This window comes from Thiosocius teredinicola (genome assembly GCF_002009425.1).
In the GTDB taxonomy this organism is placed as follows: domain Bacteria; phylum Pseudomonadota; class Gammaproteobacteria; order Chromatiales; family Chromatiaceae; genus Thiosocius; species Thiosocius teredinicola.
The window spans coordinates 130,633-147,449 of record NZ_CP019936.1; the positions used below are offsets into that span (position 1 = coordinate 130,633).

Consider the following 16,817-nt stretch of genomic DNA (forward strand, 5'->3'; position numbering starts at 1 on the left):
TTTGATGTCCGATCGCTATGCCGTCATCGGCAACCCTATCGAACATTCCAAATCACCGCAGATCCACGCCGCGTTTGCCGCCCAGACCGGACAGGATGTTGAATACGGCCGGATTCTCGGCGACCTCGAAGAGTTTGAGGACGACGTGGAAGAATTCGTCGCCAAAGGGGGGCGTGGGCTGAACGTCACGGTACCGTTCAAGGAACGGGCCTGCCGTCTGGCCGATCGCCTGACCGACCGCGCGGCCGATGCCGGTGCGGTCAACACCCTGATCGTCGAACAAGACGGTCTGCTCGGCGACAATACCGATGGTGTCGGCCTGGTGCGCGACCTGGGCTGCAATCACGGATTCCGCCTGCAAGGTGCTCGCATTCTGTTGCTCGGAGCGGGCGGCGCAGTGCGTGGCGTATTGCGCCCCTTGCTGGCTGAACAACCGCTCAAATTGGTAGTGGCCAACCGTACGCCGGGCAAGGCGCTTGCCTTGGCGGGCGCTACCGCCGATGCGGGAAATGTGCTCGGTTGCGGCCTGGATGAGCTCGAAAATCAGCAATTTGATCTGATTATTAATGGTACGGCTGCCGGTTTGGCGGCTAAAGTACCGGCCATTCCGGACGACTGCCTGGCAACGGGCGGCTGGACATACGACATGCTGTACGGTCATGAACCCACGGCATTCGTGCGTTGGGGCCGGGATCACGGTGCTCAGCGAGCGTTGGATGGCCTTGGCATGCTGGTCGAGCAGGCGGCAGAGTCGTTTCGGCTGTGGCGCGGCGTTCGCCCGGACACCGAAGCGGTCATCGAGCAATTGCGGGCCGCCTAGTTTTGTTTTGAATTTGTTTTGACCCTGGAGTGAGTCGAATGCCCCGTTTTATAAAGCGAACCCTGGCTGCATCTGTATTGCTGGGATTGACAGCCTCGTGTACGCAAGAAGCAGAGCCGCCGGAAGCCGGACTACTGCAATTTGTGCCGGCCGAAACCCCTTATGTATTTGTAACGCGTGAAAAGCTGCCGGATGGTCTGCGTGACAAGCTCGGCAACTACTACGCCGCGCAACTTGCCTCGCAACGCAAGATTTTTGCGAGTGTGCGCGAGCAGATCGAAGCCGAAGCCGCCGGCTCGCCCGAGTCGGAAAAGGTCGCCAAGGGATTCGATATTCTCGACGCCATCTTGTCGGAATTCGAGGGTCATGAGTCGATCGAACAGGTGCGTGAACTCGGCCTCGAGCCGGCGCCGCGCTCGGTAATCTACGGCATCGGCGTGTTGCCGGCGATGCGTGTCGAGATCTCCGATGCCGCCAAGTTCAACGCGATGCTCGACCGTGTCGAGCAGAAAGCCGGCGTTGCCGCCGACCGCGCCAAGGCAGGTGAGCTGGAATACCGCCGCATCGATATGGGCCCGGTGGACGCGGTGTTGGCCGTCACCGACCAGTACGCGATCGCCGGCGCGCTCGTCGACTCACGTTTCGACACCGATTTGCCCTTGTTGCTGGGCCAGAGCGCACCGGAAAAGACCTTGGCCGACAATGGCGACATCAAGGCGCTTACCGACAAATACGGTTTCGTCGGCTACGGCGAGGGCTTCATCAAGGTGGATACCTTGTTGAGCATCGCCCTGGGCAAAGCGACCGGGCGTAACGCCGAGATCATGAAGGCCCTGCAGCCGGAACCGGTACCGATGTCAGCGGGTTGTTCGGCATTGACCGAAGGCGTGGTGGCCAACATGCCGCGCATGGTGGCCGGCATTACCGAGGCCAAAGACGAACGCATGGTCGCGCGCTTCACCTGGGAAACCAGTCCGGTCGTGGCCGAACAGCTGCAGAAGCTCGCCGCCCCGGTACCGGGTGTCGGTCAGCCGTATGACGGCATGATGTCGGTCGGCGTGGGCGTCGACCTGCCGCAGCTGCGCAACGGCATCGAGTCGCTACTGCGTTACGTCATGAATAACGGTGCGGAGTGCGAGTGGGTCGACAAAGACGAGATCCAGCAGGCGATTCCGCAGCTGAGCATGGTGTTTGGCCCGATGACCGCGGGCGTGAAGGGTTTCAATCTGCAACTCGACGAGTTGACGCTCGATCCGCAGACCATGATGCCGACCGACGTCAAGGCCGGCCTGTTGGCGGCGGTGGATGACCCGCGTGGCATCTTCGCCATGGGCGCGATGTTCAATCCGGCACTGGCCGCACTCGACGTGCCGAGCGACGGCACCTTTGTCGACCTGCCGCCGGAAGTAGGCATTCAGGCGCCTATGCCGAACGTGAAGGTCGCGATGAAGGATCAGTCATTGATGCTGGTCGCCGGCAACGACTCGACCAGCGTTGCCCAATCGATGCTCGACGCCACACCCACCACGCCGGCGCCGCTGATGGTGTTCGACTACGGCATCCACAAGCTGGTCGAAAAGTTCGGTGGCCTGGTAGAGCAGACAGCGGCCAACATGGAAGCATCGGGAGATGCGGCCATGGCCCAGGAAATGCGCACGCAACTGGAAAGCTTCCGTATGCAGGCGCAACTGTTTGATCGCGTCCGTGTGTCGGTGCTGGCCGACAAGCAGGGCCTGACCATGGACCAGGTTATGGAACTGCGTTAAGCGATCCGACGTCGAAGCCCGGCGCACTTCGGTGCGCCGGGCTTTTTTGTGCCTGGATGCAACGCCTCAGTCGATGGCGAGCGCCGCTTTGTGGCGGCGCGACAGCTCGACGTAGTAGTTCGCCGAGTAGGCGAAATAAGTCTTTTCTTTGTCGTTGAGCGGCCGCACCTGCCGCGCCGGGCTGCCGGTATACAAATAGCCGGATTGCAGGCGTTTGCCCGGCGTCACCAGGCTGCCGGCGCCGATCACCACGCCGGATTCGACGACGACTTTGTCCATCACGATCGCCCCCATGCCGATCAGGCAGTCATCGCCGATCTCGCAGCCGTGCAGGATCGCCCGGTGACCGATCGTGACGCGGTCGCCAATCACCAGCGGCGAGCCGCCGGGCATGAACGGGCCATCGTGGCTGTTGTGCAGCACGCTGCCGTCCTGCACGTTGGTATCGCACCCGATCCGGATGCTGTTGATGTCGCCGCGTGCGATCGCCCCCGGCCAGATGCTCGATCCGGCGCCGATGTGTACGTCGCCGATGACCAGCGCGGTCGGGTCGAGCCAGGCATCCGGGTCGATCTGCGGGCCGTGTTGTTCGAAGCTGCGGGTAGAACTCATGATTATTGGACAAGCTGCCGATATAGTTGCACAACAACTTAACAGGCATAAGGAGCCGGGAAAATGGGTGTAGGAACAATGGTTTTCATTGGTGTTGCGGTAGTCGTGATCGTGTATGCCATTGTGATCTACAACAACCTGGTAGGGCTGAAACACGCCGTCAGCCAGGCCTGGTCGAATATCGAGGTGCTGCTGAAGCAGCGCCACGACGAGCTGCCGAAACTGGTCGAGACCTGCAAGCAGTACATGAAACACGAGCGTGAGACGCTCGAGCAGGTGATGCGGGCGCGTGCCGCCGTCGCCAGTGCGCAAGAGGCGCACGATGTTGATGGCGTCGGTCGTGCGGAAGGGATGTTGCGCATGGGGCTGGGCAACTTGTTCGCGGTCGCTGAAGCCTACCCCGATCTGAAAGCCAACGAGAGTTTCCAGCATCTGCAATCGCGCATCAGCGGGCTGGAAAACGGTATTGCCGACCGTCGCGAGTTCTACAACGCCTCGGTCAATGCCAACAACGTGCGCATCGAGCAGTTCCCCGATGTGATCATCGCGCGCATGTTCAATTTCAAATCGGCCGATCTGCTTGAATTCAGTGTTGAGGAAACCGCTGACGTGAACGTGGGCGCCCTGTTTCAGTAAGCCATGTCTGACTTCCTGTACAAGCTGGCGCATGCGCCGGCCATGTACCTCTTTATCACCGCAGGGTTGACTGCGGTGGCGTTCTACTTCGGATTCTCCGGTCTGCGCAGAACGCGTCACATCGAAGATGTGCCGACTGCGCGCGTGCGCTCCGCGCCGCAGGGGTACGTCGAACTCATCGGCAAGGCCCGCATGCTCGATGGTGAGCCCATCATTGCGCCGTTATCCAAGACCGCCTGCTGCTGGTACAGCTATCGCATTCAGAAGTACAACGGCAAGAACTGGAGCACGGTGGAAACCGGTACCAGCGATGCCATTTTTGCGCTGCACGATGCCACGGGGATCTGCGTCATCGACCCGGAAGGCGCCGAGGTGTCGACCAATCACAAACGTTCCTGGTTCGATAATGGCAGCGGTTGGGAGCCACCGGGGGTGCACATGCGTACGGTCGCCCTGGGCGCCATGCCTGACCTGCTTGCCAATTGGAGTGGCAGGATTTTCGAAAGTATTGGTGTCGACTCCGGCGACTACCGTTATACGGAAGCGCTGATCATGCACGATGATCCGCTATACGTGATCGGTCAGTTTCGCACCCTGAGTCCTGCCGATCAGGTCGCCAGCCTGAGCCAACTGACGGCGGAGGTGCTGCGCGAATGGAAGCAGCGGCCGGACACGCTGCGCGAGCGCTTCGATACCAACCGCGATGGGTTGATCGATGCCGAGGAATGGGAAAGGGCGCGCCGCCTCGCCGAAAAACAGGCATCTGCCGAATTGGCCGAACACCTGCTGGGCGAGTCGACCCACACGCTCGGGAAACCCGCAGACGGGCGCTATTTTCTGCTGTCGAACATGGAGGAATTCGACCTGCTGTCGCGCTACCGCTGGCGCATGCGATTGGGGTTCTTCGGGTTCGCGCTTTTTGGCGGGTCTTTCATCCTGATGTTATCGACAAGAGTGTAAAAAAACGTTAAGAAAAGGACTTGGCGAACGGTTTTTAGCGTTACCTAATTAGCTTCCGCCCCGATCGCGACATTTGCTGTGACGCGCGCAATCGGCGGGTTGTCGCTTCGGCTAATATGGGATTGTCTAAAGGATTGTGAGAACGCGTGTTGTTGCCCAAAAAGATCGGACCACCGCAGGTTGAACTCGGCGGCACAGTCGGCATCGCCGATCAACGCCCGGGCGACCGTGCTCTCGAAGCGGTAGCTGCGCTCGCGTCCGCTTCATCGAGCGGTGGCACGCGTTTCTTCACCGACTGCGTGCGCCTGCTGACGTCGGCCTACGGCGTCGCCTACGCGTACATCGCTACTTACACCGACGACACCAAAAACAAGATCTCCGCGGTCGCCTTCTGGGCCGACGAGCAGGCGGGAAAGCGGTTCACCTACGAGCTCAAAGGCTCGCCTTGCGTCGATGTCTTACAGCATGACCGAGTGTTCATCAGGCAGGGGGCGGGTGAGATCTATCCGGACAGCCGGCTGATCGCCGAGTTCGAGATCGACGGCTATTTCGGGGCCGCATTGAAGAATGCCCAGGGCGAAAAGATCGGCATCGTCGTTGTCGCCGACACCCAGCCGATGAGCAAGGACTCCTGGATTCATCCGGTGCTTGGTCTGTACGCCGATCGAATCTCGCTCGAGATCGGGCGCATGCAGGTCGAGAAAGAGCTGCAGCTCACGGCAAGCGTGTTCGATCATAGCCCGCAGGGCATCATGATCACCGACACCGAACACCGTATCCGCAAGGTCAATGAGGCCTTCACCGAGATCACCGGCTGGTCGGAAAACGATGTTCTGGGTCGGCGCGACAGCATGCTCAGCGCCGGCCGCGACGATCCCAACCTACGCGACGAGATTCAATCGGCGCTCGACCGCCGTGGCAACTGGGTCGGCGAGCTGTGGAGCCGGCGACGCGACGGCGAGGTTTATCCGGAGAACCGCACCGTCGTTGCGGTACGCGATCGCGGCAATCGCCTGCAGCACTATGTCAGCATGTTCAGCGATATCTCGGCCGAGAAGTTCGCGGCCGAGCGTATCCATCGCCTGGCACACTACGATGCCACCACCGAACTGCCGAACCGCGTATTGCTGCAGGACCGCCTGCTGCATGCGATCAACCGCGTCGCACGCTCGGGCGGCCGCTTGGCGCTGCTGTTTCTCGACCTCGACGGCTTCAAACTGATCAACGATACCTACGGGCACGCCGCCGGTGACGAGGTGCTGCGATTGGTCGGTGTACGTCTGACATCGCGCTTGCGCAAGGCCGATGTCGTGGCGCGGATCGGCGGTGACGAGTTCGCCGTGGTGCTCGGCGACGTTGGCCAGGCGTCAGACGTGCAGGCGATCTGTGACCAGTTGCTGCAGGTCATCACCGAGCCCTACGAAATCAGCGGCCAGGAAAACCGCGTGACGACCAGCATCGGTATCGCGCTGTTTCCCGACGACGGCCGCGACGTACAGACGCTGTTGAAACATGCCGACGCCGCGATGTACCAGGCCAAGGAGAGCGGCAAGAACCGCTATGCCTTCTACGAGCCGGAGATGAACAAGCGCGCCGAAGAGCGTCTGCACCTGACGCGTCAGATCCGCCATGGCTTGGAGCACGACGAATTCTCGCTGTGTTATCAGCCGCAGTACGATCTCGCATCGGGCCGTCTGGTCGGCGTCGAGGCGCTGACCCGCTGGAAAGACAGCGAGGGCAACCAGATTCCGCCGTCACGTTTTATCCCGGTAGCCGAAGACAGCGGCCTGATCGTGCCCTTGGGTGCCTGGGTATTGAACCAGGCGTGTCGCCAGGCCCAGCAATGGCGGTCGCAGGGGTTGGAGTTCGGCCGCCTGTCGGTCAACATTTCGGGACGTCAGTTCCACGATGAAGCGCTGCACGAAACCGTGGCTGCCGCTTTGCAGAACAGCGGTCTGCCCGGCGACAGGCTGGAACTCGAGATTACCGAGAGCTGGGTCATGGAAGGACCGTTCCGCGCCGAAAAGCAGATGCGCATGCTGCATGATCTCGGTGTGAACCTCGTGATCGATGACTTTGGCGTCGCCTATTCATCGATGGCCTATCTAAAGCGCTTTCCGGTGCAGAAGCTCAAGATTGATCGTTCCTTCATCCGCGATATCCCGAGTGACTCCGACGACGCCGCCATCGTGTCGGCGATCATCGCGATGGGGCACAGCCTCGGCCTGCGCGTGGTGGCCGAGGGCGTCGAGACACCGGAGCAAAGCGCGTTCCTGCGCGGCACCGGTTGCGACGAGGTGCAGGGTTTCCTGTTCGGCAAGCCGGTGCCCAGCGACGAGCTGAACGTGCTGCTGCTGTACAGTCCGACGCTTGCCCCATCCTGATCGTCGTTTACAGGCTAAACAGCCAGCAACACCGCGGTTTTCCACCCTGCCGTTCTGCATCGCTTCGTGTAAGAATCGAGGCATTGCTTCCGTGCGTATGAGTATCACGACATGACCAATCCCTTGCTCGAACAGGACGGCCTGCCGGCCTTTTCGCAGATCAAACCTGAACACGTTGAGCCGGCGATCGACCAGCTTCTGGCCGACAACCGCAACCATATCGCCGAACTGCTCGAGGCCACCGCTGAGCCCAGCTGGGGCAATCTGGTCGAACCGATCGAGGAATGGGAAGACCGCCTGGGCCGGGTGTGGTCGCCGGTGTCGCATATGAACTCGGTGGTCAACAGTGATGCGCTGCGCGCCGCGTACAACGCCTGCCTGCCGAAGCTCTCCGACTACAGCACCGAGATGGGCCAGAACGAAAAGCTGTACGCCGCCTACAAGGCGGTTTTCGAGAAAACAGACGATCTTGATGCCACGCAGCGCAAGGTGCTGGATAACGCATTGCGCGACTTTCACCTGTCCGGTGTAGACCTGCCGGCAGAGAAGAAGGCGCGTTACAAGGAGATCAGCCAGGAGCTGTCGAAGCTCACCAGCAACTACTCCGAGAACGTGTTGGATGCGACCCATGCCTGGATCAAGCAGATTGACGATGTCGATGCGCTGGCCGGGCTGCCCGAATCGGCGCTGGATCTGGCCAAGCACACTGCAGAAGAGCGCGAGATGTCGGGCTGGGTGCTGACCCTCGACTTTCCGTCTTTCTACCCGGTGATGACCTACGCCGACGACATCGAGCTGCGCCGCGAGATGTACGAGGCCTACCAGACGCGGGCCAGTGATCAGGGGCCGAATGCCGGCAAGTTCGACAACAGCGACAACATGGAGCGCATCCTGGCCTTGCGCCACGAACAGGCGCAGCTGCTGGGCTTCGACAACTACGCCGAACGTTCGCTGGCGCGCAAGATGGCGCGCTCCACCGATGAGGTCATGCATTTTCTGCACGATCTGGCCGCACGCTCCAAGCCCCAGGCCGAGCGTGAACTGGGCGAACTCCAGGCCTATGCGGCGGAACATCACGGCGTTGACGAATTGAACCCGTGGGACGTGGCCTACTACAGCGAGAAGCTGCGTCAACATCGCTACAACATCACGCAGGAAGAGGTGAAGCCGTACTTTCCGGCCACCCGCGTCGTGCCCGGCATGTTCGAGGTTGTCGGCCGTTTGTATGGCGTGACCTTTCATGAGGTCGACGGCATCGATACCTGGCATCCGGATGTGAAGTTCTACGAGATCCGCGACCATGACGGCGGGCTGCGCGGCCAGTTCTATTTCGATCTGTACGCGCGCCAGAACAAGCGGGGCGGCGCCTGGATGGATGATTGCCAGTCGCGCATGAAGACCCAGACCGTCGAACAGATCCCGGTCGCGTACATGACCTGCAATTTCACCCCGCCGGTCGGTGGCAAGCCTTCGTTGCTGACCCATGACGAGGTCGAGACGCTGTTCCATGAGTTCGGGCATGGCCTGCACCACATGCTGACGCGGGTCGACTATGTCGCTGTCTCCGGGATCAATGGCGTCGCCTGGGATGCGGTCGAGCTACCTTCGCAGTTCATGGAAAACTTCTGCTGGCAGCGCGAGGCGCTCGACCTGTTCGCCGCGCATGTCGATACCGGCAAGCCGATTCCCGACAATCTGTACGATCGCATGATCGCGGCCAAGAATTTCCAGTCGGCGATGATGATGGTGCGCCAGCTCGAATTCGCGATGTTCGATTTTCGCATCCACCGCGAATACGACCCGGCCAAAGGCGGCCGCATCTACGAGATTCTCGACGAGGTGCGTCGCGAGGTCGCAGTGATCCAGCCGCCGAGCTGGAACCGCTTCGCGCACGGTTTCTCGCATATCTTTGCCGGCGGCTACGCAGCCGGTTACTACAGCTACAAATGGGCCGAGGTGCTGTCGGCCGACGCTTTCTCCCTGTTCGAGGAGAAAGGCGTGTTCGACCAGGCGACCGGCCAGTCGTTCCTGCAAAACATTCTCGAAAAGGGCGGCTCGAAGGACGCGATGGAGCTGTTCGTGGCATTCCGTGGGCGGGAGCCGGAGATCGATGCCCTGCTGCGGCACAGCGGGATCGCTGCCTGATGGGTGCGACCGAGCCGTTGGTGCCGGAGGAGCTCGACCGCTTGCAGACTACCCTGGTCGAGCAGATGGAAGAGGCGGCGTGCATGCCGCTGGATGTCGCGCATGGCTTTCTGACGGCGACGGCGGTCACTCCGGACGCCGGTTCGTCCGCGGTTCTCGATCGGGTGCTGGGCGGATTGGCTGGCGACAACGGTCTGCGCGAGCTGCTCGAGCGGTTTCGTCGCCAGTTGCTGACCGATCTCGAGTGCGCGGAATATGGCCCGTTGATACTGCAGATGCCACGCGACGACGGCAGCATGCTGCCCTTGCCCTACGGCTGGTGCCAGGGTTACGCCTCGGGCATGGAGTATCTCGGCGAAGCCAAACGCGAGAGCCTGCTAGCCGATGAGCAGGCCGCTGCACTGCTGACGCCGATCCTGTCGTTCCTGATGTATGACGAGGCGCAGTGGTTTGACCCGCCGAACGAAGCGGCTCACCGCGAGACGGTCAGTGAACTCGGTGATGTGGCAGTCGGGTTGTACCGCTGGCTGCGCCACGCGAACGAGAACCAAGACGCCTAGGCGCCGTGTCGCGCACCCGGTCGGTCGCAATAAATCCCGCTACACTAAGCGGGTTCCGATTAGCCACCCAAGAAGTGTGATGCCACCGATAACCCGCCGATTGCTGGTCGTCCTCCTGTTCCTTGCCGCTACGGCAGATGCCGCCCACATCACCGACAAACTGGTCGTCGGTATCTACGCCGAACCGAGTGTCGAAGGTTCGCCGAAAAAACTGATCTCGAGCGGCACGCCGCTGGAGATCCTCGAGCGCAAGACCCAGTTCGTCCGGGTGCGCATGGCCGACCAGACCACCGGGTGGGTGGAATCGGCCTATGTCACCGAAGAAAAACCGGCCAAAGCCCTGCTGCTCGAAACGCAGACCAAGCTGCGCCAGATGAAGAAGGAACTGGATACGCTGAAGGCCGAGAATGAATCCGAGGTGGACGCCGCGGGCTCTGCTGACGCACCGTCGGCGCCGAGTGCCCGTGAGCGTGAACTGCAGGATGCGCTCGACAAGGCGAATGCCAGAATTGAGGCGCTGCAACAAGCAGCGGCCGCCCCGCAGCTCGTGCCCGACATCGGCGCCGACGCGCGTCTGGACCAACTTGAAACCCGGGTGCAGCGCGCGATCGATCTGCTGTCGGCGGGCGAGCTACCGGTCGAATCCGAGCAGGCGGCTACGCGGCCGGGGATTGTGACGCGCCACCAGGCCTGGATCGTCGGCCTGATTGCCCTCGTCGTTGGTTTTGGCGTCGGCGTGGCGTTTATCGACTATCGCTTCCGCAAGCGCTACGCGGGTCTGCGGATCTAATAAAACTAATTAAAACAGTGTTTTAAGCACCCCTGCTGGAGCCCGGGGTGCGGGTGATGTTGACCGATACATTAGTTTTTCATTAATTAACAATTGTCATGGATAAAAATTACTTCTGAGCTGTCATAATTACTGTGAATCGGGCGAATGCCCTGGTGGATAGGCGATCGGCATAAGCGAAATTGATCACAAATTCGCTTAATTCGCTAAAGATCTTGATTCTGCGGCCGATTTCGCTACTAATATCCACTTATGGGGCATATAAATATGCCTAATGTAGTTATGGAGAATGCAGTAATGAAGACGTTAGTAGTTTTGGCGCTTCTTTCTTCAATGTCCGCCGGTGCAATGGCCGCACAGGCGCAGGACCAGGGAGAAGGTTACGGAGCAAGCAGCTGGAATCAGGCGGTGGCAGCGGAAGCACAGAAGCTTCGCAGCCATCCGGTGCACCGTTCGAGCTATTGGAACAACCCGGTTCTGGCGGGCGATATGGCGGTCGGATCGCCGTCGCCGCTGGGTCCGGTCGAGGCGCCAGCCGCTCGCGGCGATCGTTTGTAAGGCGTTCCCTGCCCGGGCAACCCGCCCGGGTTCAGATCAAGGCACAGCCCGAAGGCGCGGTCGCGCAGACCGGGCCCGTGCCGGGTGCGTCAGGCGTTGCCGAACAGCCCCTGTTCGGTCGTTTCGCATAGGATGTGGCCAATCGTGATGTGGCCTTCCTGGATGCGTGCCGTGTCGGTCGATGGCACGCACAGGCAGTGATCGCAATACGCTTTCAATTTCCCACCCGTCGCACCGGTCATGCCTACGCTGACCAGCTTGAGCGCGGCCGCGCCTTCGAGCGCCCGCACCACGTTCGCTGAGTTGCCCGACGTCGAGATCGCCAGAAAGACATCGCCCGGGCGCGCCATGGCCTCGAGCTGGCGGCTGAACAGATTGTCGTAGCCGTAATCGTTGCTGATGGCGGTAATGATCGAGGTGTCGGTGGTCAGGGCAATCGCCGGCAATGCCGGGCGCTCCATGGTGAAGCGGCTGACCAGCTCGGCGGCGATATGCTGGGCATCGGCCGCACTGCCGCCGTTGCCCGCAATCAACACCTTGCCACCGGCGCGGTAGGTGTCGACGATCAGGTCCGCCACTTCGGCGATCTGATTGATCAGGCGATCGTCCGCCAGCATCGCCTGCTTGACGGAGATGGATTCGCCAATCTGCTTGGCGATCAGTTCGGGCGTGGCGATGGCCATGAAGGCAGTACCTTTCTCTTGCGGAGCGTTCAAATCAGGCGTCAGGGCGCGAATTCTAGCCTGAGTGGCCGGCGAAGTCGCAGCGCAACAACCTTGCGGTTTCTATAGATCGGGCTCAACCCGCCCGCTTTCAAGGACGCGTGCGATGCGCTCCAGGTTGGCGCTCCAGTTGTAACGTTCGAGCACGCACTGACGGCCGGCGGTGTCGGCGTGGCGATCGGCTTCGAGCAGGCGGATCGCCGCATTGCTCAACACGGCCGGGTCGTCGCTGATCGTCGGCCTGAAGCCGGGATAGGGCTGGATACCCGTCATCGCCCCGGGGGTTGCGATCACCGGCAGCTGCATCGACATCGCCTCGAGCACCTTGTTCTGAATGCCGCGCGCGATGCGCAGCGGCAGCGCGGCGGCGTGTGCGTGCGCGAGGTAGGGGCGCACGTCGGGAACCCCGCCGGTCACAATCACCCCGTCGCGATCGCCGAGTTTGCTGACTTCCGGCGAGGGTCGCATGCCGACGATGTAGAAGACGGCGTGCGGCACCTGGGCGCGAATATGTGGAAAGATCTCATCGACAAACCAACAGACGGCGTCGATGTTCGGCCAGTAGTCCATCGCGCCGGTGAACACCAGCGCCGGTGCGCCCCGCGGGTAGGGGTTGTCGAGCGTTTCCGACGGATCGAAGAAGTCGCTGTCGACGCCCTGGATGCGGTAGGTGGTTTTGGCCGCCGATTCGGGCGCGAGGTCGCGAAACAGCTCGGCCTCCTCTTTCGACACGAACACCGTGGCATCGAACTCGGCTGCCATGCGCCGCTCGAACTCGAGCAACTTGTCGGCCTCGCGCCGGTACAGCCAGCTCATCGGCCAGCGCTTGCGCTCACCGTAGCTGCGCCATTTCTCCGAGTCGACATCGACCATATCGAACAGCGTGACGGCGCCGGCCGGTACCTTGCCGCTGACGTACTGTGCCATCGGGCCGCTGAAGATCACGACGCGTTCGGGTTGGATGTCGCGCAGCACACCGTCGGTCCAAGCCTGCAGTTTTGCGCTGCGCAGGTAAGGAAGTGATAGGGCTTCGCCGTTCAGCAGGCCGCGCAGGCTGGCTATCCGGGCGACGGTTGGATTGATCTCGGCAACGCAAAGATCGGCGCAGTAGGCGCGTACCTCGTCGACATAGGCGCGGTCGTCCGGGTCGTCGATGAAGGTGCCCAGGTACACCTCGTAACGCTCGGCGAGAAACTTCAACAGGTTGAACGAAGCGATCTTGTCGCCCTTGTTGGGCGGGTACGGCAGGCGGTGTACCAGGTACAGCAGCTTATTTTTCACGCGCGGCAGGTTCCTGCTGGCTGGGCTATTTGCGTTTACGTTTGAAGAGCCCTGCCACGCCGAGCAGAACCAGGGCGCCGAGTGTGGCGGTGATCAGCTGACCGAAGGCGCCGCCGAGCCGAACTCCCATGCTGCCCAGCACCAGCCCGCCGAGCAAAGCACCGACGATGCCGACGCCGACATAACCCCACAGGCCGAGGTCGCGGCGCTTGACGATGGTGGCGGCGATCCAGCCGGCGAGCGCACCGACAATCAGAATGGCGACTATGTACATCCGGTGGTTTGCTTCCGCATGACAGACTAGTGTCGATTGGCCCTAGTGACCGCATCGGGCGGTCGGTAAAGTAAGACCGATTTGTCGCAGGATAACAAAATGAAATATCGCGATCTGCGTGATTTTATCGATCAACTGGAACAGCGTGGCGAACTGAAGCGAATTCAGGTCGAAGTCGATCCGCATCTGGAGATGACAGAGATCTGCGACCGCACGCTGCGCGCGGGCGGACCGGCGCTGTTGTTCGAGAATCCCAAGGGCTATGACATACCGGTGCTGGGTAACCTGTTCGGCACGCCCGACCGCGTGGCGCTGGGTATGGGTGAGAGTTCGGTGAGCGCGTTGCGCGATGTCGGCGTGCTGTTGTCGCAGCTGAAAGAGCCCGAACCGCCGAAGGGCATGAAAGACGCCTGGGAGAAGCTGCCGCTGTATCGCAAGGTGCTGGATATGGCGCCCAAGGCGGTCAAGGGCGCGGCCTGCCAATCGAACGTGCTCGAGGGCGAGGCGGTCGATCTCGGCCGCATTCCGGTGCAGACCTGCTGGCCGGAAGACGCCGGCCCGCTGATCACCTGGGGGCTGGTGGTTACGCGCGGGCCCGACAAGCCGCGGCAAAACCTGGGCATCTACCGTATGCAGGTGATCGGGCGAAATCGCGTCATCATGCGCTGGCTGGCACACCGCGGCGGCGCGCTGGACTTCCGCGACTGGCAGCGGGCGCATCCCGGCGAACCCTTTCCGGTCGCGGTCGCCCTGGGTGCTGACCCGGCGACGATCCTCGGCGCGGTCACGCCGGTACCTGACACCTTGTCGGAATACGCCTTTGCCGGCCTGCTGCGCGGCGGTCGTACTGAGGTGGCCAACTGCATCGGCTCGGACCTGCAGGTACCGGCCAGTGCCGAATTCGTGCTCGAAGGCCATATCCACCCCGACGATATGGCGCCGGAGGGGCCGTTCGGCGACCACACCGGCTACTACAACGAGGTCGACCAGTTTCCGGTATTCACGATCGATCGCATCACCCACCGCGACAGCCCGATCTACCACAGCACCTACACCGGCCGTCCGCCCGACGAGCCGGCGATTCTCGGCGTCGCCCTGAACGAGGTGTTCGTGCCGATCCTGCAGAAGCAGTTCCCTGAGATTGTCGATTTCTATCTGCCGCCCGAGGGTTGTTCGTACCGCATGGCGGTGGTCAGCATGAAGAAGCAGTACCCGGGGCATGCCAAGCGGGTGATGTTCGGCGTGTGGTCGTTTCTGCGCCAGTTCATGTATACCAAGTTCGTCATCGTGACCGACGACGACGTCAACGTGCGCGACTGGAACGACGTGATCTGGGCCATGACCACCCGCATGGACCCGGTGCGCGATACCACGCTGGTCGAAGACACGCCGATCGACTACCTCGACTTCGCCTCGCCGGTATCCGGCCTCGGCGGCAAGGTGGGCTTCGATGCGACCAACAAGTGGCCGGGCGAAACGCAGCGCGAATGGGGCCGGCCGATCGTCATGGATCCGGCGGTCAAGGCCCGCGTGGACCAGCTCTGGGACGATCTCGGCATCGACTGAACCCCGCCCCGACGATGCAGTCATAAATCGGGGTTCGGGTTGCTGTCAGCCGCCAAGTCGTCTGTAATGCGGCCGACTCGAATCAGCAAAAGGGGGAGATAAATGCAGACGATCCTCTGCATGAACGCGAAAGGCGGATGCGGCAAAACCACGATCGCCACCAACCTGGCGACCTGGTATGCGGATGAGGGCAAGCAGGTCGCGCTCATGGATTTCGACCCGCAGCGCTCGGCGATCGACTGGCTTGCAGCGCGCGACGACTACGAGGGTGTGCCGGCGATCGAGGGTGTGGATGCCGTCGAGGGAGACGCGCGCGCCGCTCATGGCACCGATATCTCAATTCTCGACGCCCCGGCCGGCGTCTACGGCCCCGAGGTCACCCAACTGCTGCGTCGCGCCGACGCCCTGTTGGTGCCGGTGTTACCGTCGCCGATCGACATGCGCGCGGCGGCGCGTTTCATCGACGAATTGCTCAAGTCCGGCCGGATTTCCCGCGGCCAGACCCGGATCGGCCTGATCGCCAACCGGGTACGTGAAAACACGCGCATCTACCAGGCGCTCGAGGAATTCCTGTCTGAGTACGACATTCCCCTGCTCACCCATCTGCGCGAGAGCCAGAACTACATCCGCTCGGCCGAGACCGGCCTCGGTATCTTCGAGTTGGCACCGTCGCAGGTGGCCAACGACGTCGTGCAGTGGGATCCGGTGATTTCATGGTTGCGCCAAGGCTGATCAAGATCCTCGGGGCGGCCTTGCTGCTGTGCCCGCCGCTGGCAGCGGCGGGCCAGGCCAATGTGCTGAAAGTGGACATCCGGCCGGTTGACCACAGGCCGGGCTATTTCGATGTTGACGTGACGGTGAAGCACGCCGATACCGGCTGGGACCATTACGCCAATCGTTGGGAGATACTCGGGCCCGACGACAAGGTGATTGCGACCCGCGTATTGGCTCATCCGCACGTCAACGAGCAGCCGTTCACCCGCAGTCTGTCGAATGTCAGGATCCCCGGCGAATTCACCTGGGTGAAGGTGCGTGCGAACGACCTCGTGCACGGCGAAGGTGGACGCGACGTCACCGTGAGCGTGCCGCATCCCTGAGACGGTCACCCGCCGTCAGCTGACGCTCAGTCGACCTTGAACTGCTGCACCAGTCGCTGCAATTGCTCGGCGACGCCGGACAGCTGGCGACTCTCTTGCGCCAGGCTTACGCCGTCCGCGGCGGTCTGGTTGGTCACGCTGCTGATGTTGACCACGTTCTGACCGATCTCGCCGGAAACCGCACTGTGTTCTTCGGCCGCATTGGCGATCTGAACGCTCATGTCGGCGATGCGATGGAAGGCCGAGGTGATCGTGTCGAGTGACGAACTGGCCAGCGCGGCCTTGTCGACACTGTGCTGTGCTTGTTCCCTGCTCTTGGTCATCACCGACACCGCGCTGTGTGCCCCGTCCTGCAGCTTGGCGATCATCACCTGAATCTCTTCCGTCGATTGCTGTGTGCGTTCCGCCAGGGTTCTCACCTCGTCGGCCACGACCGCGAAGCCCCGGCCCTGTTCACCGGCGCGTGCCGCCTCGATGGCCGCATTCAAGGCGAGCAGGTTGGTCTGTTCCGCGATCCCACGAATCACGTCGAGCACGGCGCCGATGTTGTTGCTGTCGGAAGCAAGTGTTTGGATGACTTCTCCGGCGGCGTCGACGTCGCCGGCCAGCGCATCGATGGATTGCATGGTCTCCGCCATGACTGTCC

17 protein-coding genes are annotated in these 16,817 nt (G+C 61.8%); 12 read left to right on the forward strand and 5 right to left on the reverse strand.

The window, feature by feature from the left end; genetic code table 11:
• Nucleotides 1-4 precede the first annotated feature (4 nt).
• Nucleotides 5-820, forward strand: a complete 816-nt coding sequence (gene aroE / locus B1781_RS00590) for a shikimate dehydrogenase (protein WP_078117821.1) — start codon at nt 5-7, stop codon at nt 818-820.
• Between the two features lie 38 nt (nt 821-858).
• Complete coding sequence (locus tag B1781_RS00595; protein WP_078117822.1) at nt 859-2,586, forward strand: hypothetical protein; 1,728 nt, start codon at nt 859-861, stop codon at nt 2,584-2,586.
• Nucleotides 2,587-2,652: 66 nt separating this feature from the next.
• Here B1781_RS00595 and B1781_RS00600 read toward each other — a convergent pair whose 3' ends face one another.
• Nucleotides 2,653-3,198: a gamma carbonic anhydrase family protein gene (locus B1781_RS00600; protein ID WP_174575395.1), complete on the reverse strand. Its 546-nt coding sequence runs from the start codon at nt 3,196-3,198 to the stop codon at nt 2,653-2,655.
• 63 nt (nt 3,199-3,261) lie between these two features.
• Between B1781_RS00600 and B1781_RS00605 the strand changes: the two genes are divergently transcribed.
• The 7 genes from B1781_RS00605 to B1781_RS00635 all read left to right on the forward strand — a co-directional run bounded on the left by B1781_RS00605 (nt 3,262) and on the right by B1781_RS00635 (nt 11,231).
• Nucleotides 3,262-3,834, forward strand: a complete 573-nt coding sequence (locus B1781_RS00605) for a LemA family protein (RefSeq protein WP_078121857.1) — start codon at nt 3,262-3,264, stop codon at nt 3,832-3,834.
• A gap of 3 nt (nt 3,835-3,837) precedes the next feature.
• The gene (locus B1781_RS00610) at nt 3,838-4,794 is read left to right on the forward strand and encodes a GIDE domain-containing protein (protein WP_078117823.1); all 957 of its coding nucleotides are present in this window, start codon (nt 3,838-3,840) and stop codon (nt 4,792-4,794) included.
• A 146-nt stretch (nt 4,795-4,940) separates the two neighbouring features.
• Complete coding sequence (locus B1781_RS00615; protein ID WP_078117824.1) at nt 4,941-7,178, forward strand: putative bifunctional diguanylate cyclase/phosphodiesterase; 2,238 nt, start codon at nt 4,941-4,943, stop codon at nt 7,176-7,178.
• Nucleotides 7,179-7,289: 111 nt separating this feature from the next.
• Entirely contained in the window at nt 7,290-9,323 is a 2,034-nt protein-coding gene (prlC, locus tag B1781_RS00620; protein WP_078117825.1) for an oligopeptidase A, read from the forward strand.
• A complete protein-coding gene (locus B1781_RS00625; RefSeq protein WP_078117826.1) occupies nt 9,323-9,883 on the forward strand; it encodes a UPF0149 family protein in 561 nt (186 codons plus the stop codon). Before prlC ends, B1781_RS00625 begins: the two co-directional genes overlap by 1 nt.
• 79 nt (nt 9,884-9,962) lie before the next feature.
• A complete protein-coding gene (locus tag B1781_RS00630; RefSeq protein ID WP_164513193.1) occupies nt 9,963-10,673 on the forward strand; it encodes a TIGR04211 family SH3 domain-containing protein in 711 nt (236 codons plus the stop codon).
• 297 nt (nt 10,674-10,970) lie between these two features.
• Nucleotides 10,971-11,231: a hypothetical protein gene (locus tag B1781_RS00635; RefSeq protein ID WP_125931807.1), complete on the forward strand. Its 261-nt coding sequence runs from the start codon at nt 10,971-10,973 to the stop codon at nt 11,229-11,231.
• Nucleotides 11,232-11,320: 89 nt separating this feature from the next.
• On the opposite strand, the gene B1781_RS00640 is transcribed toward B1781_RS00635, so the two are convergent.
• The 3 genes from B1781_RS00640 to B1781_RS00650 form a co-directional block, all read right to left on the reverse strand.
• Nucleotides 11,321-11,947, reverse strand: coding sequence for a D-sedoheptulose 7-phosphate isomerase (locus B1781_RS00640; protein ID WP_456300671.1), 627 nt, complete (start codon nt 11,945-11,947; stop codon nt 11,321-11,323).
• Between the two features lie 69 nt (nt 11,948-12,016).
• Nucleotides 12,017-13,234, reverse strand: a complete 1,218-nt coding sequence (locus B1781_RS00645) for a TIGR03087 family PEP-CTERM/XrtA system glycosyltransferase (protein ID WP_078117830.1) — start codon at nt 13,232-13,234, stop codon at nt 12,017-12,019.
• A 25-nt stretch (nt 13,235-13,259) separates the two neighbouring features.
• Nucleotides 13,260-13,508, reverse strand: coding sequence for a GlsB/YeaQ/YmgE family stress response membrane protein (locus tag B1781_RS00650; protein ID WP_078117831.1), 249 nt, complete (start codon nt 13,506-13,508; stop codon nt 13,260-13,262).
• Nucleotides 13,509-13,607: 99 nt separating this feature from the next.
• On the opposite strand from B1781_RS00650, the gene ubiD reads away from it, so the two are divergent.
• From ubiD to B1781_RS00665, 3 genes are all read left to right on the forward strand, one after another.
• Complete coding sequence (gene ubiD, locus B1781_RS00655) at nt 13,608-15,074, forward strand: 4-hydroxy-3-polyprenylbenzoate decarboxylase (RefSeq protein WP_078117832.1); 1,467 nt, start codon at nt 13,608-13,610, stop codon at nt 15,072-15,074.
• Between the two features lie 102 nt (nt 15,075-15,176).
• On the forward strand, nt 15,177-15,806 hold the full coding sequence (locus B1781_RS00660) for a nucleotide-binding protein (RefSeq protein ID WP_078117833.1): 630 nt from the start codon (nt 15,177-15,179) through the stop codon (nt 15,804-15,806).
• Entirely contained in the window at nt 15,788-16,171 is a 384-nt protein-coding gene (locus tag B1781_RS00665; RefSeq protein ID WP_078117834.1) for a hypothetical protein, read from the forward strand. Before B1781_RS00660 ends, B1781_RS00665 begins: the two co-directional genes overlap by 19 nt.
• Before the next feature lie 26 nt (nt 16,172-16,197).
• On the opposite strand, the gene B1781_RS00670 is transcribed toward B1781_RS00665, so the two are convergent.
• Nucleotides 16,198-16,809, reverse strand: coding sequence for a methyl-accepting chemotaxis protein (locus B1781_RS00670; protein WP_334223836.1), 612 nt, complete (start codon nt 16,807-16,809; stop codon nt 16,198-16,200).
• Nucleotides 16,810-16,817 lie beyond the last annotated feature (8 nt).

What these genes read in the sequence shown, in the direction of transcription:
- B1781_RS00595 (WP_078117822.1), top strand. Translation starts at nt 859, where the DNA reads ATGCCCCGTTTTATAAAGCGAACCCTGGCTGCATCTGTATTGCTGGGA.
- ubiD (WP_078117832.1), top strand. Translation starts at nt 13,608, where the DNA reads ATGAAATATCGCGATCTGCGTGATTTTATCGATCAACTGGAACAGCGT.
- B1781_RS00650 (WP_078117831.1), bottom strand. Translation starts at nt 13,508, where the DNA reads ATGTACATAGTCGCCATTCTGATTGTCGGTGCGCTCGCCGGCTGGATC.
- B1781_RS00605 (WP_078121857.1), top strand. Translation starts at nt 3,262, where the DNA reads ATGGGTGTAGGAACAATGGTTTTCATTGGTGTTGCGGTAGTCGTGATC.
- B1781_RS00665 (WP_078117834.1), top strand. Translation starts at nt 15,788, where the DNA reads ATGGTTGCGCCAAGGCTGATCAAGATCCTCGGGGCGGCCTTGCTGCTG.
- B1781_RS00630 (WP_164513193.1), top strand. Translation starts at nt 9,963, where the DNA reads ATGCCACCGATAACCCGCCGATTGCTGGTCGTCCTCCTGTTCCTTGCC.
- B1781_RS00625 (WP_078117826.1), top strand. Translation starts at nt 9,323, where the DNA reads ATGGGTGCGACCGAGCCGTTGGTGCCGGAGGAGCTCGACCGCTTGCAG.
- B1781_RS00635 (WP_125931807.1), top strand. Translation starts at nt 10,971, where the DNA reads ATGAAGACGTTAGTAGTTTTGGCGCTTCTTTCTTCAATGTCCGCCGGT.
- B1781_RS00660 (WP_078117833.1), top strand. Translation starts at nt 15,177, where the DNA reads ATGCAGACGATCCTCTGCATGAACGCGAAAGGCGGATGCGGCAAAACC.
- B1781_RS00610 (WP_078117823.1), top strand. Translation starts at nt 3,838, where the DNA reads ATGTCTGACTTCCTGTACAAGCTGGCGCATGCGCCGGCCATGTACCTC.
- prlC (WP_078117825.1), top strand. Translation starts at nt 7,290, where the DNA reads ATGACCAATCCCTTGCTCGAACAGGACGGCCTGCCGGCCTTTTCGCAG.
- B1781_RS00670 (WP_334223836.1), bottom strand. Translation starts at nt 16,809, where the DNA reads ATGGCGGAGACCATGCAATCCATCGATGCGCTGGCCGGCGACGTCGAC.
- B1781_RS00600 (WP_174575395.1), bottom strand. Translation starts at nt 3,198, where the DNA reads ATGAGTTCTACCCGCAGCTTCGAACAACACGGCCCGCAGATCGACCCG.
- aroE (WP_078117821.1), top strand. Translation starts at nt 5, where the DNA reads ATGTCCGATCGCTATGCCGTCATCGGCAACCCTATCGAACATTCCAAA.